The sequence below is a fragment of the Lentzea sp. NPDC054927 genome, assembly GCF_053610285.1.
In genome coordinates this window covers 15,110-29,887 of record NZ_JBSGXZ010000058.1, presented here as the reverse complement: position 1 = coordinate 29,887, position 14,778 = coordinate 15,110, and the positions used below count along the sequence as shown (strand labels likewise).

Genomic DNA, 14,778 nt, shown 5'->3' with positions numbered 1-14,778 from the left:
TCAGCTCAACCGAACACCCTTCGTCTCCGGAAGCGTCAGAATGACCAGGAACGAGATCACCGCGGCCACCGCGACGTACCAGAAGAACACGGTGCCGCCGACGGCCTGAATGACCAGCGGCGCCGTGCCGCCGAACAGCGCGACCGTCAGGTTGTACCAAGCGCCGATGCCGAGCCCGCGCAGTTCGGTCGGGAACAGCTCGCTCATCAACGCCGGCGCGATCGACGTGATCGTCGTGTAGAGCCCCAGCCCGACGCAGAACACGATCACCAGGTTGCCCAGACCGGGTTTGACCAGCGTGGACAGTGGCACGATCAGCAAGGCCATCGCCGCGGACCACACCAGGATCTGCGGTTTGCGGCCGTAGCGGTCGGCCAGCCAACCCATCGGATACTGCAGCGCGATGAACACGACCGTGCCGATCGACAGCGCCAGGAACACGTCGATGTCGTTGGCGCCCTTGGTCTTCACCGCGAACGGCGTCAGCGCGCTGAAGAACGTGTAGAAGCACAGCGTCGACAGCAGCGTGACTCCGATGAGCTGCCCGACGGCTTTCGGGTGTTCCTTGATGGTGAGCAGCAACGGGTTGCGCAGCTTCTCCGCCTTGGCACGGTTCTCCTCGAACTGCTCGGTCTCCGGCAGCTCGCGGCGCAGCCACAGACCGATCAGGCCGAGCACACCGCCGATCAGGAACGGCACGCGCCAGCCGTAGGAGGCCATGGCGGCCTTGTCGAGGTTGCGGCTGAGGAAGAACCCGAGCAGCGACGCGATCAGCACCGCCGCGCCCGTCGAGATGTAGAAGAACGACGAGTACCGGCCGCGATGGCTCGGCGCGGCGATCTCCCCGAGGTAGGCCGACGCGTTGGACACCTCGCCGCCCAGCGCCATGCCCTGCGCGACGCGAGCGAGCACCAGCAGCGCCGGTGAGAGCCAGCCGACCTGCTCGAACGTCGGCAGCAGCCCGATCACCACCGAACCACCGGACATCAACGCGATCGTCAGCAGCATCGCGGTGCGGCGGCCCTTCAGGTCAGCGAACCGGCCGAGCAGGTAGCCACCGAGCGGGCGGAAGAAGAACGCGAGCGCGAACGTGGCGAACGTGCTCAGCAGCGCCGCGGCCTCGTTGCCGCTGGGGAAGATCTGGGTGGCGAAGTAAATGCTGAACGCCGTGTAGATGCCCCAGTCGTACCACTCAACGGCGTTGCCGGCGGAGGCCGCGACCAGCTTGCGCACGGGCAGTCGATGCGTTTCCGAAGTAACCGCCATAGAGGCACCCAATCACATACGGCGACGAATCGGAGCGTACGTCTCAACTGGTTCATTGGTTAGGAAGTCAACGATCATCGCGTTGCACAGCGCGGGTTTCTCGTGCAACAGGCCGTGCGACGTGCCGGGAACAACGGCCCGTTCGGCGTTCGGGAGCGCCCGGTACATGGCCGTGGCGTGCTCCAGCGTCACCTCGTCGTCATCGCCGATCATGATCAGGGTGCGGTTGGGCAACGTCGCCAGGTCCTGTTCGGTCAGCGCGGGCGAACGGTGGTGCATGGGCGTGAGCTCCGTCGCCGGATCCCAGCCGTTGTGGTGGAACACGCCGCACACGACCACGAGTCGTTGCACGAGATCGGGTCTGAGCACGGCGGTCAGCAACGCGACCGTGGCGCCGTCGCTGCACCCGAGCAGGTGCGCGGGCCCAGGCCTGTTCCAGGACCTCGGGCGTTCACTCCGATGAGTGAACCTCGTCCCGATTCACGCCTGGAGGCCTCTAGTAGATGTCACGAAATCATGGTCATCTTCCTCGCGACGAGAGGAAGGAGCGCACGGGCGAGCATCTGCGGGGCTACCTTTCTCATCGGGCCATACTGATCAGCGTGCGTTCAATTGGTTTGGTGACGTTGGTGGTCCGCGACTACGACGAGGCGATCCGCTTCTACGTGGAGGGGCTCGGGTTCACGCTGGTCGAGGACACGCCGCAGGGTGACAAGCGTTGGGTCGTGGTGTCGGCGGGGGAGGGGGCGTCGCTGCTGCTGGCACAGGCCGACACGAGCGAGCAGTCCGCACGAGTCGGTGACCAGACCGGCGGCCGCGTCGGTTTCTTCCTCAACACCGACGACTTCGACCGCGACCACGCGCGCATGACCGCGTTCGGCGTGCGCTTCCTGGAGACGCCGCGCGACGAGGTCTACGGCCGCGTGGCCGTGTTCGAGGACCTCTACGGCAACCGCTGGGACCTGCTTCAGCCCGCCCGCGCCTGACCGGGGGAGACTCCGACGATCCGCTTGAACGCCCGGCTGAACGCGGCCTCCGACTCGTAACCGAGGCCGCGCGCGATTTCGCTGACAGTCGTGTCGCGGTCCTTGAGGCGGTTCATCGCGACGTGCATGCGCCACCGCGTGACGTACCGCATCGCCGGTTCGCCGACCAGGTCCGTGAACCGTGCCGCGAACGCCGAGCGGGACATCGCGGTCTGGTGCGCGAGGCGTTCGACGGTCCACGGCTGCGCGGGGTCGCGGTGGATCAACGCCAGCGCCTGCCCGATCTGCTGGTCCTGCAACGCACCCAGCCAACCCGTGCGCGCCGCCGGGTCGTTGGCCAGCCACGAGCGGATCGTCTGGATCACCAGCACGTCCGCGAGCCGGGTGATGACCGCTTCGCCGCCGGGGCGCAGGGTCCTCGCCTCGGCGGCCATCAGGTCGATCGTGGCGCGCATGTCGTCGGCGCGGCGCACGTACACCACGTGCGGCAACACGTTGACGAGGTGCTTCGCCGCCGGATGGTCGAACTTCACCGCACCACACACGAGATGCGTCACGGCACCACCACCGCCGTGCCGCAGGATCGCGTAGTTGTCCGTTTCGAACGTGTGCGGCAATGTCGTGACGACCGGCGAATCCGTGTCGCCGTGGAAGAGCCGGTGGCCCTGCCCGCCGGGAACCAGCAGCACGTCGCCGGGTTCGAGCGTCGTGATCTCGCCGTCCACCTCGATGTCGCAACGGCCGCTGGTGAGCACGTGGAACCACAGGCAGTCGGCCATGTCGGGCATCGTGAGCCCCCACGGCTCGGTGAGCTCGTTCCGGCAGTAGAAGGTGCCGGACATCCGCAGCAGGTGCAGTGCCTCGCCCAACGCGTCCGTCATGCCCACCAGTCTGGACGAACGAGCAAGCGCACGCGATGAAATGTCATTGAGAGTCCGGCGCTGACCAGACACAGTGAGCGCCATGGGGATTATCACGCTGATCGCAGTCGCCGCGTCCGGCCTGATGGCCGGCTTGTTCTTCGCGTTCTCCACCGCCGTCATGCCGGGCCTCGCCGACCTGCCCGCAGAGCAGGCTCGCGGAGCCATGCGCCGGATCAACGTGCGCATCCAGAACCCGTTGTTCCTGCTGGTGTTCCTCGGCACCGCCGTCCTGTGCGGCATCGAGGTCTTCCAGGGCAGGATCGCCGGCGGCCTGCTCTACATCGTCGGCTGCTTCGTGCTGACGATGGCTGTCAACGTGCCGATGAACAACCGCCTCGAACGGACCGACGACGCCTACTGGCCCGAGTACCTGCGCAAGTGGACGCTCTGGAACCACGTCCGCGCCGTCGCCTGCCTCGCCTCGGCGGTCACCCTGCTGCTCGGATTCTGAGGCCGTGCTTCGGGCGCATCGCGGCAACGCTGGTAGGCGTGATGCGCTGGGGAAGCAGCTCCGGTTTCGGCCGCTGCAACAACGCTTTCAGCATCACGGTCAGCTCCGTGGTGGCAAGCCCGGCGCCGATGCACCGGTGCGGCCCACCACCGAACGGCAGGAACTCGTGCGGCGCCGGCTTGCGCTCCCACCGGTCCGGGTCGAACCGCAGCGGATCCGGCCACACCTCGGCCAGCCGATGCGTGACATACGGGCTGTACAGCAAGAACGTGCCCTGCTTGATCTTCTTCCCGGCGAACTCGAACGACTGTGCCGCCACCCGAGCCGAGACCACCGCGGGCGGATACAGCCTCAACGTCTCGTTGACGACGTTGGCCAGGTAGTCGTCGTCCTCCTGCGCGCGTTCCCAAACCCCGTTGTGCCGCAACAGGTTGAACACCGACCACGCCATCGCGCCACTGGTCGTCTCATAACCGGCCGCGATCAGCGTGACCACCTGATCGCGCACCTCGAGATCACTCAGCCCGTCGCTCTGCACAAGAGAGGTGAGCACGTCTCCAGCCGTGTTGCCCTGACGTGTCTCCTCAATCGCCTTGTAAACCCGCGCGTCAACAGCCCTGCGCGCCCTCATCGCGTTGCGCCACGCCGGCGCCTTCATCGTGCGCAACAACGTGACCACCGCCGGGTTGCGATCGATCAGGTTGATCAGCAACTGCAGGTGCGCCCCGAAGAACTCCGCGTCCTGCGCCAGCTTCTCGCCGAACAACGCCTGAATCGTGCTGCGCCGAATGGCCCGCCGGAACTCCTGATAGACGTCAACCGTCTGGCCAGGCCGCCAAGCGTCAAGCGTCTCCTCCGCATTGGCCCGCATGACCGGCACGTAGCCGGCGATCTGCCGATGCACCAACGCAGGCTGCACGAGCCGGCGCCGCCGCTTGTGGTCCTCCCCGTCGCTGACGATCAACGACGTGGGCCCGTCCACCGGCACCAACGACTGGAACGCCCGCTCCACCTCGAACAACTCGGAGTTGGCGAACACGAACCGATTCGCCTCCGCCCCGAGCAGGTAGGTGTACGGCCCCATCCGCACCACCGGCCCGAACCTCCGGTACAGGGCGCCGAGAAGGTCGGCCTGCCGGAACCGCACGACGTCCGGAATCATGACCACGACAGTGCCACACCGCACCGCGCGACGGCCCGCGATGCCGGTCCGGGTTTCAGTTCGTCACGGCCAGTGCGAACGGCAGCACCGCGGGCACCCCGTCCTTCCGGAGCATCCGAGCCGCCACCGTCATCGTCCACCCGGTGTCGATGTGGTCGTCGATCAGCAGCACCGGACCGTCCACACCGGACACATCCGGTGTCTCACCTGTCCGCACGAGCCCCGCCAGGCGTTGCGCGCTGTTGGCTCGGTGCGTCGACTCGCCGAGCCACACCGTGCCGAGGAAGGGCAGCCGGCCGATGGACGCGATCTGCTGGCCGAAGCTGCCGACCAGTGTCGGGCGCCTGCGGGAACCGACCGTCACGACGCCTACCGGGCGCTCGTCCCAGCCCCACGCCGTCAGCACCTTCACGCAGGCCGCGAACACGTCCTCCGGGATCTCGCGGTCGGCGCCGTCGGCGAGCAGGTCGCGCAGCCGGGTGCCCCAGCCGATGTCGGTGAGGCGGCCGAGTGCCCTGCCTGTCGCCGCGATCTCCGTCGGCGGGATCTTGCCGGACAGCGGCACGCCGATCGCGGACATGCCGGTCGGCCACATCTTGCGCGGGGCCACGTCCAGGCCGGGGCGCAGCAGGCGTTCGCGAGCCGCACCCGCGGCGGTCTCGGACACCTCGACCGACAGACGTTCGCCGGTGCAGTTGTCGCAGCGGCCGCAGTCGTGGGAGGTCGGGTCGTCCAGCTGGTCCTGCAGGAACTTCATCCGGCAGCCCGGCGTGCGCTGGTACTCGATCATCACCTGCTGTTCGGCCTTACGCGCTTCCGCGATGCGCGCATAGCGTTCGCCGTCGTACTCCCACGGCCGTCCGGTGGATTCCCAGCCGCCGCGCACCCGCCGGACCGCGCCGTCGACGTCCAGCACCTTCAGCACTACCTCGAGCCTGCTGCGGGACAGCTCGACCATCGGTTCCAGCGCCGCCGTCGAGAGGGGTTTGCTCGCTCCGTCGAGTGCGGACAGCACCTGCCGCACCACCACCTCGGCCGGGAAGGCCAAGGACGCGAAGTACGCCCAGATGTCCCGGTCCTCATGGCCCGGCAGCAGGATCACCTCGGCGCGCTCGACGCCGCGGCCCGCCCGGCCGATCTGCTGGTAGTAGGCGATCGGGGAGGAAGGCGCGCCCACGTGGACCACAAAGCCCAGGTCCGGCTTGTCGAAGCCCATGCCGAGCGCGGAGGTGGCGACCAGCGCCTTCACCCGGTTGTTCAGCAGGTCTTCTTCGGCACGCTCGCGTTCGGCGGGCTCGGTCTTGCCGGAGTAGGCGGCCACCGCGAAGCCCCGGTCGGACAGGAACGCCGCGATGTCGTCCGCCGCGGCGACGGTGAGCGTGTAGATGATCCCGGAGCCCGGCAGGCGGGTGAGCTGTTCCGCGAGCCAGCCCAGACGGGACTCGGCGGTCGGCAGCAGCGCGACGTTCAACCGCAGGCTGTCGCGGTCGAGAGGTCCGCGCAGGACCAGCGTGCCCTCGTCGGCACCGAGGCCCAGCTGCTCGGTGACGTCGTGCACCACCCGGTCGTTGGCCGTCGCCGTGGTCGCCAGCACCGGCACGCCCGGCGGTAGTTCGGTCAGCAACGTTCGCAGCCTGCGGTAGTCCGGGCGGAAGTCGTGACCCCAGTCCGAGATGCAGTGCGCCTCGTCGACGACGAGCATGCCCGCGGACGCCGTCAGGGAGGGGAGCACGGTGTCGCGGAAGTCGGGGTTGTTCAGCCGTTCCGGACTCACCAGGAGCACGTCGACGTCGCCCGCGGCGACCTGCTCCTGCACGGCGTCCCACTCGTCGGTGTTCGCCGAGTTGATGGTGACCGCGTGCACGCCTGCTCGTGCCGCTGCGTCGACCTGGTTGCGCATCAACGCGAGCAACGGCGAGACGATGACCGTGGGGCCCTCGCCGAGTTCGCGCAGCAACGCCGTCGCGATGAAGTAGACGGCCGACTTGCCCCAGCCGGTGCGTTGCACGACCAGAGCTCTCCGGCGGCCGGCCACGAGGGCGTGGATCGCGGCCCACTGGTCGTCGCGCAGCACCGCCTCCGGGCCCGCCAGTGCCCGGAGCCGTTCGTCGGCCAGTTCCCGCAACGCGATCTCGTCCACGTGGAGCAGCATGCCAGGCGGGTCTGACAGTGTTCATTGCCGCTGCTCCGCAGACGGCGGCGAGTTCGTCTGGAAGTCGGTCGTCCGGCCGAATCGCTCGCACCGAATTGGGCTTCGCCGAATTCGGCGCGAGCGGTTGACCGGACGACCGACACGAACTCGCGGGCCGCGGGAAACCCGTTCTCGGTATCCAGCCGACCGACGCGAACTCGCGAGGCCTCAAACCGTTTTCTGGTGCCCAACCGCAGGTCGTAAGCTGTGTGACGTGACTGATGACCTGCGCGACCAGGTGCACGCCGCAGCCCGCCGCGCCCGCGTCGCCGCCGACGAACTCGTCCTCGCCACCCGTGAGCGCAAGGACACCGCGCTGCACGAGATGGCCGCCGCGCTCCGCCAGCGCGCACCGGAGATCATCGAGGCCAACAAGAAGGACCTCGAAGCGGGCAAGGCCGCCGGACTCCCGGACGGCATCCTGGACCGTCTCGCGCTCAACGAAGCCCGCATCGAAGGCGTGGCCAAGGGCCTGGAAACCGTTGCGGGACAGGCTGATCCGGTCGGCGAGGTGCTGCGCGGCGGCATCCTCCCGAACGGACTGGAGATCAAGCAGATCCGCGTCCCGATGGGCGTCGTCGGCATGGTCTACGAGGCCCGCCCGAACGTGACGGTCGACGCCGCCGGTCTCGCGCTGAAGTCGGGCAACGCCGCGCTGCTGCGGGGCTCCTCGACCGCCGAGCACTCCAACACCACGCTCGTCGCCGTGCTGCGCGACGCACTCGAAAGTGTGAACTTGCCGGCCGACTGCGTGCAGTTGCTGCCGTGCCACGACCGCGCGTCCGTCACGCACCTCATCACCGCGCGTGGCCTGGTGGACCTGGTGATCCCGCGTGGTGGAGCGGGACTGATCAACGCGGTCGTCGAGCAGGCGACGGTTCCCACGATCGAGACCGGTGTCGGCAACTGCCACGTCTACGTGGACGCGCACGCCGACCTCGACATGGCCGAGGCCATCGTCCTCAACGCCAAGACGCGACGCACGAGCGTGTGCAACGCAGCGGAATCCCTTCTGGTGCACAAGGACGTTGCCGCGGAGTTCGTCCCGCGCATCACCAAGGCGTTGCAGCAGGAGAGCGTGACCATCCACGGCGACGAGCAGTTCGCCCAGCAGCCCGACGTCGTCACGGCCAACGACGACGACTGGGGCACCGAGTACCTGAGCCTCGACATCGCCGCGAAGGTCGTCGACTCCCTCGATGACGCGGTGAAGCACATCGCGACGTACGGCTCCGGCCACAGCGAGGCCATCGTGACGAACGACGTTGCGGCAGCACGGAAGTTCACCACGCGTGTGGACGCGGCAGCCGTGTTCGTCAACGCCTCCACGGCGTTCACCGACGGCGCCGAGTTCGGCATGGGCGCGGAGATCGGCATCTCCACGCAGAAGCTGCACGCACGCGGACCGATGGGCCTATCCGAGCTGACGTCCTCGAAATGGGTCGTCTGGGGCGAAGGCCACACACGTCCGAAGGCGTAGCTCTACCTTCGGAGACATGGCTCCCACCTACCCGTTCTCCGAACCTGACGGCCTGGCCCTCGATCCGACCTACGAACGTCTACGGCGTGACGAACCCGTCTCGCGCGTGACGTACCCGTACGGCGGCGAGGGCTGGCTCGTCACGTCTTACGAAGAGACGAAGTTCGTCCTGGGCGACCCGAGGTTCAGCCGAGCGCGAACGGTCAACCAGGACGTGCCGAGGATGCAGCCCCTCATCGCACCAGGCGGGTCCATCCTCACGCACGACGGCGCGGACCACTCGCGCATGCGCCGCCTGGTGTCCAAGGCGTTCACGGTCCGGCGGATCGAGGAACTGCGGCCGCGCGCCCAGCAGATCACCGACGACCTGCTCGACCGGCTGGACAACCCCGGCGACCTGGTCGAGGGCTTCACCATGCCGTTCCCGATCACGGTCATCTGCGAACTGCTGGGCGTGCCGTTCGAGGACCGCGCCGACTTCCGCACGTGGTCGAACCAGGTGCTGTCCACGGTCGGCGGCTACACGCCTGAAGAGGCGATGCACGGCATGATGAAGCTGCACGCCTACTTCGTCGACCTCGTCGCCAAACGCCGTGCGCATCCCACGGACGATCTGATCAGCGCGCTTGTTGCCGCGCGTGACAACGACGACCGGCTGAGCGAGGACGAACTCGTCCGTTTCGGCATCACGTTGTTGGTCGCAGGACACGAGACGACGGCGAACATGCTCGCCAACAGCGTTGTGACGTTGTTCGAGCGCCCAGACGCCATGAAGCGCCTGCGTGAGGACCCCGGCACGCTGCCGAACGCCATCGAGGAGTTGCTGCGGTTCATCCCGCTGGGCAGCGGCGCCGGCTTCACCCGCATCGCGACCGAGGACGTCCAGGTCGGCAACGCGCTGGTGAAGGAGGGTGACGCCGTGCTGGTGGTCGTGTCGTCGGCGAACCACGACGAGTCGATGTACCCCAACAGCGCGGAACTGGACATCGAGCGCGAGGTGGGCCAGCACCTGCAGTTCGGGCACGGCATCCACTTCTGCCTCGGCTCCCAGCTCGCCAGGATGGAACTGCAGGTCGCGCTGGGGACGTTGCTGCGCAGGATGCCCGATCTGCGGCTCGCGGAACCCGTCGAGTTCCGCAAGGGATCGCTGGTCAGGGGCCCTTTGAGGCTCGTCGTGGCCTGGTGAGAAAAATCTTGGCCGAACCGCGTAATGGTGCACGGGCGGGTGCGTTCCTCCAGTACGCGGCTCTGCTTCGGGGTGGGCCGCGACCCGAACGGCCCGTCCTCCCCCTGGGCCGTGCGGTGTGATCAGCACGACCGGCGTCGGGCCACGGGAGCGGCCCCACGCCGGTCTACGCTGTTTTGATGCGCATCGGCGTCATGGGTGGCACGTTCGATCCCATTCACCACGGCCACCTGGTGGCCGCCAGCGAGGTGCAAGCCAGGTTCGACCTGGACCGCGTGATCTTCGTGCCGACGGGTCAGCCCTGGCAGAAGGCGTCGCGCGAGGTCTCACCGGCGGAGGACCGCTATCTGATGACGGTCATCGCCACCGCCTCCAACCCCAGGTTCTCGGTCAGCAGGGTCGACATCGACCGCGACGGCCCCACCTACACCGTGGACACGCTCTCAGACCTCAAGAAGCAGTACCCGGACGCCGACCTGTTCTTCATCACCGGCGCCGACGCGCTGGAGCAGATCCTGTCCTGGAAGCGCGCCGCGGATGCGTTCGAGCTGGCCCACTTCATCGGAGTCACCCGGCCGGGTTACACGCTCGACGACCACCACCTGCCACCGGGTTCCGTGTCGCGCGTCGAGATCCCGGCCATGGCCATTTCGTCAACTGACTGCCGTGCCCGAACGGCTTCAGGTCAACCCGTTTGGTACCTCGTCCCCGACGGGGTCGTCCAATACATCGCGAAAACGGGCTTGTACTCCGAGTCGTAACCACGTTCGAGTGGATTTTGCGTGCATCCGTGGTCCCGGGGAGCAACAATCATCGGGTTGTTGCTGGTTCGTGGAAGGCAAGACTTTGGCTACAGGCACCGTGAAGTGGTTCAACGCCGAGAAGGGCTTCGGCTTCATCGCCCCCGACGACGGCTCGGCTGACGTCTTCGTGCACTACTCGGAGATCCAGTCCAAGGGTTTCCGTTCGCTCGAGGAGAACCAGAAGGTCGAGTTCGAGGTCGGTCAGGGTCAGAAGGGGCCGCAGGCCCAGCAGGTTCGCCCGATCTAAGCTTCGGCACAGGTGAAGGCCACCTCAGGGCGCTGAGGTGGCCTTCGTCATGCGTGCGTGTGAAGTACCCGTTGGCGCGCGCCGGTACCCTCAGTAACTCGTGTGGGCGTATCGACGCCTGCCGGAAGTCAGAGGAGTGACGTGGCAGCCACCGACGAGGCACGACGGCTGGCGCTGGTCGCGGCGAACGCAGCGGCCGACAAGAAGGCGCACGACGTGACGGTGCTCGACGTCTCCGACCAGCTCGTGATCACTGATGTGTTCGTGATCGCGTCCGCTCCCAACGAGCGGCAGGTCGGCGCGATCGTCGACAACATCGAGGAGAAGCTGCGGGAGGCCGGTACGAAGCCGGTGCGCCGCGAAGGAGCCCGCGAGGGCCGGTGGGTGCTGCTGGACTTCGTCGACGTCGTGGTGCACGTGCAGCACGTCGAGGAGCGCAGCTTCTACGGCCTGGAGCGGCTGTGGAAGGACTGCCCGCGCATCGAGTTCGAAGCGGACGTTCCCGCCGACTCCACGGCTGAATGAGGTAGCTGATGGCCCTGAGCCGGCTCGTGCTGTGGCGGCACGGTGAGACCGACTACAACGCGACAGGTCGCCTGCAGGGTCATCTGGACTCGGCGCTCACCGAGACCGGCTTGAACCAGGCGAGGTTCGCCGTGCCGGTGCTCGCCGGGTTCGAACCGGAGATCGTGGTCGCCTCCGACCTGCAACGCGCGCGCGACACCGCGCGCGTTTTCACGACGTCCGCGGACGTCCCGTTGCGGATCGACGAACGGCTGCGCGAGACCCATCTGGGCAAGTGGCAGGGCCTGACCACCGCCGAGGTGGACCAGGAGTGGCCGGGTGCGGTCACGGTGTGGCGCACCGACCCGACCTACACGCCGCCGGACGGTGAGTCGCGGGTCGAGGTGGCCGAGCGGGCCATCCAGGTCGTTCGCGAAGTGGACGCGGAGTTCTCCGAGACCGTCCTGCTGTGCGCGCACGGTGGCCTGATCAGTGCTCTGACCGGGCGACTGCTCGACCTGCCGGTGGAGAACTGGTCGCAGCTCGGTGGCATCTCGAACTGCCACTGGACGGTGTTCACGCGGCGCAACGACCGTTGGCGGCTGTCGTCGTACAACGCGGGCACCACGCGTTGAGACTGCTCGTCCTCGGGGACTCGCTGTCGTTCTTCGGCCCCGGTGGGCCTCTGCCTGCTGATCACCCGCGGTTGTGGCACAACATCTGTGCCGCTTCCCTGGGTGGCTCGGCGGAGCTGGCGGCCGGGTTCGGGTGGACGGCCCGGGACGCCTGGTGGGCGTTGACGGGGGATCCGCGGATCTGGTCGTTGCTCCCTCGCACCGACGTTCTGGTGTTCGCGGTGGGCAGCATGGACACGTTGCCCTCGCCGTTGCCCACGTACCTGCGTGAGGGGCTGCGTTATGTGCGGCCGGACTGGTTGCGGCGTTGGGTGCGCAAGGGCTACACGGCGGCTCAGCCTCGGTTAGCGCCTTACGCGCGCGTTGCGTTGCCTCCTGCGTTGACCGCGCGGTATCTGCGCGACTCGCTGCAGTCGATCCGCAATCTCGAGTACACGATGCCGGCGGTCGGGATCGTGCCGTCGGTGCATCGGGCGCCTTCGTACGGGTTCGTGCACGGCGGGCACGCGGCTGCGGTTGCCGCTGTGCGTGGGTGGGCCTCAGATGCGGGTGTGCCGCTGGTGGACCTGCCGGCCGTGATCGGGGAGCACGTGCGGTCCGGCGCCGGAAATCCGGACGGGATGCATTGGGGCTGGGAGGGGCACGAGCTGGTGGGTGAGGCGATGGCCGCCTTGATCTCGTCCGTGGCGTTGAGTCCCTCGGAGGAGTGAGCCCCGTAGGCTCGTCGCTCGTGCGCATCACCATCGTCACCGACTCCACGGCATACCTGCCCGAGGGGTTCGCGAAGCGCCATTCGATCACCGTGGTGCCGCTGCACGTCGCGGTGGACGGTGCCGGACGCCTCGACGGCGTCGACTTCGGTCCCTTCGAACTGGCCGGTGCCCTCGCAGAGCACCGCCGGGTGACCACATCGCGTCCCACCCCTGGCGAGATGGCCTCCGTGTATCGCGAGGTGCTGTCGTCGTCGGATGCGGTCGTGTCCCTGCACCTCTCTCGTGAGCTGTCTGGGACCTGGGAGGCCGCACGGCTGGCGGCTGAGGAGATCGACTCTTCTCGTATCCGCGTGGTGGACTCGCGCTCCACGGGCATGGGGCTCGGGTTCGCGGTCTTGCGCGCGTGTGCGGCCGTTGCTGCCGGGCGCTCGCACGCCGAGGTGGAGGACGCCGCCACTTCCGCGGCTCAGCAGACCCGAATGTTCTTCTGCCTCGAGACGCTGGAGCACCTGCGCCGGGGCGGCCGAATCGGTACGGCGGCGGCTCTGGTGGGGACCGCGCTGGCCGTGAAACCGTTGCTGCACATGGACGACGGCCGGATCGTGCCGCTGGAGAAGGTGCGCACGATGAGCCGCGCCGTTGGCCGTCTGGTCGACCTGGCGGCGGCCGCGGCGGGCGACGGACCGGTCGGCCTGGCCGTGCACCACCTCGCCGCTCCCGAACGCGCCGCCGAACTCGCGACCCGGCTGGACGAACGCCTGCCCGGCTCGACGGGATGCGTGATCTCCGAGGTGGGCGCGGTGATCGGCGCACACACGGGCCCAGGCGTGCTGGGCGTGGTGGTGCTGCCGGGAGGACCCGACAGTCTCCCATAGACCCCCGACAATTCCCCGTCTCCGAGGCGCGAGTGATCGCGACCTGTCCACAACCCGCGAGTAATCCACAGCCCCGGAGTTCACCCCACCTCCCCACCCGCCCCGCTCCGTAACGTCGCCCGCATGTTCCCCCGCCCCCATCCGGACGACCGCCCGAGTGAACGTCTGGCCGCCCTGGCCGAAAAGGCGCGAGCCGACCCGACCCTGGTCTTCGCGCGTTCAGAGGACTCGGACGAACACGGCCCACCCCGCCGCCGCTTCCGCCTGCCCCACCTCCCACGCCGAGGCCTGCTGGCCTTCGGCATAGCCATCGCCTGCACCGTGATCGGCCTGGGCAGCTGGTGGCAGAGCCCCGCCGCCGAACCCGCTCCAGACCTCGCCCTGGTGAGCACCTCGGCCCCGGCCCCAGAACTCGTCGTGAACGTGATCGGCGAGGTGGCCACCCCAGGCCTGGTGACGGTGACCTCAGGCGCCCGCGTGGCCGACGCCCTCCGCCTGGCCGGAGGCGTGAAGCCGAACACGAACCTCCACAACCTGAACCTGGCCCGCAAACTCACCGACGGCGAACAACTGGCCGTGGGCATCCCACCCCCACCCGCCGGCGCCGCCGCGGCCGTTCCGTCCAAGTTGGACCTGAACTCCGCCACCGCCACCGAACTGGACAGCCTCCCCGGCGTAGGCCCGGTGACGGCTCAGCGCATCGTCGACCACCGCACCCGCAAAGGCCCCTTCGCCTCAGTCGACCAACTCCGCGAGGTGGAAGGCATAGGCGACTCGAAACTCGCCAAGCTGGCCGACCTGGTGCACACATGACCCTCGCCACCGCAGCCCTGGCCCTCTACCACCGCACCAAAGCCCAGTACCTCCAACTAACCCACTCCACACCCCTCCTCCCGCCCGACCACAACCACCTCCAACACCCGCTCGCCATCACCTTCCAGACCCACCGCACCACCACCCACCGCCGTCGCCCGCGCCGACTGACCAAAGCCATCCGCCACCTGCTGACCGCCTACCAACCAGCCCCGCTCCCACCACCAAGCCCCGCCCCACGCACCCCGAAGCCGCCGCCCTGCCGCCTCTGCGCAGCCACCACCCAGCCCGCACCCACCCGCCGCTGCAGCTGATCCACACCCCGCCGCCTGTGCGCGGCAACAACCCAGCCCTCATCCCTCTCAGTCCCGCCCACCGACAGGAGCCCGTCATGCGGTCCGTCCGCATCACCCGACGAGCCATCGCTGCCCGGCCGATCGCCAACTCCCGCAGCCGCGCGCCACAGCCCGGCGTCGACACCACGTGGCACCGCCCCACAGCCAGGCTTCCTCTCGTCCGGCCAGAAGCCACAGCACTCCGGCA

The 14,778-nt window shown here is 68.2% G+C and carries 16 protein-coding genes; 11 read left to right on the top strand and 5 right to left on the bottom strand.

Going from position 1 to position 14,778, the window contains the following annotated elements; translation table 11 throughout:
• Complete coding sequence (locus ACWGE0_RS41965; RefSeq protein ID WP_452266454.1) at positions 1 to 1,266, bottom strand: MFS transporter; 1,266 nt, start codon at positions 1,264 to 1,266, stop codon at positions 1 to 3.
• Between the two features lie 12 nt (positions 1,267 to 1,278).
• Positions 1,279 to 1,635, bottom strand: coding sequence for an alpha/beta fold hydrolase (locus tag ACWGE0_RS41960; protein ID WP_452266453.1), 357 nt, complete (start codon positions 1,633 to 1,635; stop codon positions 1,279 to 1,281).
• Between the two features lie 233 nt (positions 1,636 to 1,868).
• On the opposite strand from ACWGE0_RS41960, the gene ACWGE0_RS41955 reads away from it, so the two are divergent.
• Positions 1,869 to 2,252, top strand: coding sequence for a VOC family protein (locus tag ACWGE0_RS41955; protein ID WP_452266452.1), 384 nt, complete (start codon positions 1,869 to 1,871; stop codon positions 2,250 to 2,252).
• Here the strand turns inward: ACWGE0_RS41955 and ACWGE0_RS41950 are convergent.
• Entirely contained in the window at positions 2,234 to 3,133 is a 900-nt protein-coding gene (locus ACWGE0_RS41950; RefSeq protein ID WP_452266451.1) for an AraC family transcriptional regulator, read from the bottom strand. The two genes, ACWGE0_RS41955 and ACWGE0_RS41950, sit on opposite strands and share 19 nt — an antisense overlap.
• Before the next feature lie 82 nt (positions 3,134 to 3,215).
• On the opposite strand from ACWGE0_RS41950, the gene ACWGE0_RS41945 reads away from it, so the two are divergent.
• Entirely contained in the window at positions 3,216 to 3,626 is a 411-nt protein-coding gene (locus ACWGE0_RS41945; RefSeq protein WP_452266450.1) for an anthrone oxygenase family protein, read from the top strand.
• Here the strand turns inward: ACWGE0_RS41945 and ACWGE0_RS41940 are convergent.
• Entirely contained in the window at positions 3,604 to 4,788 is a 1,185-nt protein-coding gene (locus ACWGE0_RS41940; protein ID WP_452266449.1) for a cytochrome P450, read from the bottom strand. The two genes, ACWGE0_RS41945 and ACWGE0_RS41940, sit on opposite strands and share 23 nt — an antisense overlap.
• A 55-nt stretch (positions 4,789 to 4,843) precedes the next feature.
• Complete coding sequence (locus tag ACWGE0_RS41935; protein ID WP_452266465.1) at positions 4,844 to 6,928, bottom strand: RecQ family ATP-dependent DNA helicase; 2,085 nt, start codon at positions 6,926 to 6,928, stop codon at positions 4,844 to 4,846.
• A gap of 265 nt (positions 6,929 to 7,193) precedes the next feature.
• On the opposite strand from ACWGE0_RS41935, the gene ACWGE0_RS41930 reads away from it, so the two are divergent.
• The 9 genes from ACWGE0_RS41930 (at position 7,194) to ACWGE0_RS41890 (ending at position 14,235) form a co-directional block, all read left to right on the top strand.
• The gene (locus ACWGE0_RS41930; RefSeq protein ID WP_452266448.1) at positions 7,194 to 8,459 is read left to right on the top strand and encodes a glutamate-5-semialdehyde dehydrogenase; all 1,266 of its coding nucleotides are present in this window, start codon (positions 7,194 to 7,196) and stop codon (positions 8,457 to 8,459) included.
• A gap of 16 nt (positions 8,460 to 8,475) precedes the next feature.
• Positions 8,476 to 9,645, top strand: coding sequence for a cytochrome P450 (locus ACWGE0_RS41925; RefSeq protein WP_452266447.1), 1,170 nt, complete (start codon positions 8,476 to 8,478; stop codon positions 9,643 to 9,645).
• Between the two features lie 179 nt (positions 9,646 to 9,824).
• Positions 9,825 to 10,406, top strand: coding sequence for a nicotinate-nucleotide adenylyltransferase (gene nadD / locus ACWGE0_RS41920; RefSeq protein ID WP_452266446.1), 582 nt, complete (start codon positions 9,825 to 9,827; stop codon positions 10,404 to 10,406).
• A gap of 85 nt (positions 10,407 to 10,491) precedes the next feature.
• Positions 10,492 to 10,695: a transcription antiterminator/RNA stability regulator CspE gene (gene cspE / locus ACWGE0_RS41915; RefSeq protein WP_053735596.1), complete on the top strand. Its 204-nt coding sequence runs from the start codon at positions 10,492 to 10,494 to the stop codon at positions 10,693 to 10,695.
• 141 nt (positions 10,696 to 10,836) lie between these two features.
• Positions 10,837 to 11,220 carry a ribosome silencing factor gene (gene rsfS, locus ACWGE0_RS41910; RefSeq protein WP_030468098.1) on the top strand — a complete coding sequence of 128 codons (384 nt, stop codon included), beginning with the start codon at positions 10,837 to 10,839 and terminating at the stop codon, positions 11,218 to 11,220.
• 8 nt (positions 11,221 to 11,228) lie between these two features.
• On the top strand, positions 11,229 to 11,834 hold the full coding sequence (locus tag ACWGE0_RS41905; protein ID WP_452266445.1) for a histidine phosphatase family protein: 606 nt from the start codon (positions 11,229 to 11,231) through the stop codon (positions 11,832 to 11,834).
• Complete coding sequence (gene octT, locus ACWGE0_RS41900; protein ID WP_452266444.1) at positions 11,831 to 12,544, top strand: diglucosylglycerate octanoyltransferase; 714 nt, start codon at positions 11,831 to 11,833, stop codon at positions 12,542 to 12,544. Before ACWGE0_RS41905 ends, octT begins: the two co-directional genes overlap by 4 nt.
• 20 nt (positions 12,545 to 12,564) lie before the next feature.
• Positions 12,565 to 13,422 (top strand): DegV family protein, encoded by an 858-nt coding sequence (locus ACWGE0_RS41895; protein WP_452266443.1) that lies wholly within the window; start codon positions 12,565 to 12,567, stop codon positions 13,420 to 13,422.
• A 123-nt stretch (positions 13,423 to 13,545) separates the two neighbouring features.
• A complete protein-coding gene (locus tag ACWGE0_RS41890) occupies positions 13,546 to 14,235 on the top strand; it encodes a helix-hairpin-helix domain-containing protein (protein WP_452266442.1) in 690 nt (229 codons plus the stop codon).
• Positions 14,236 to 14,778 lie beyond the last annotated feature (543 nt).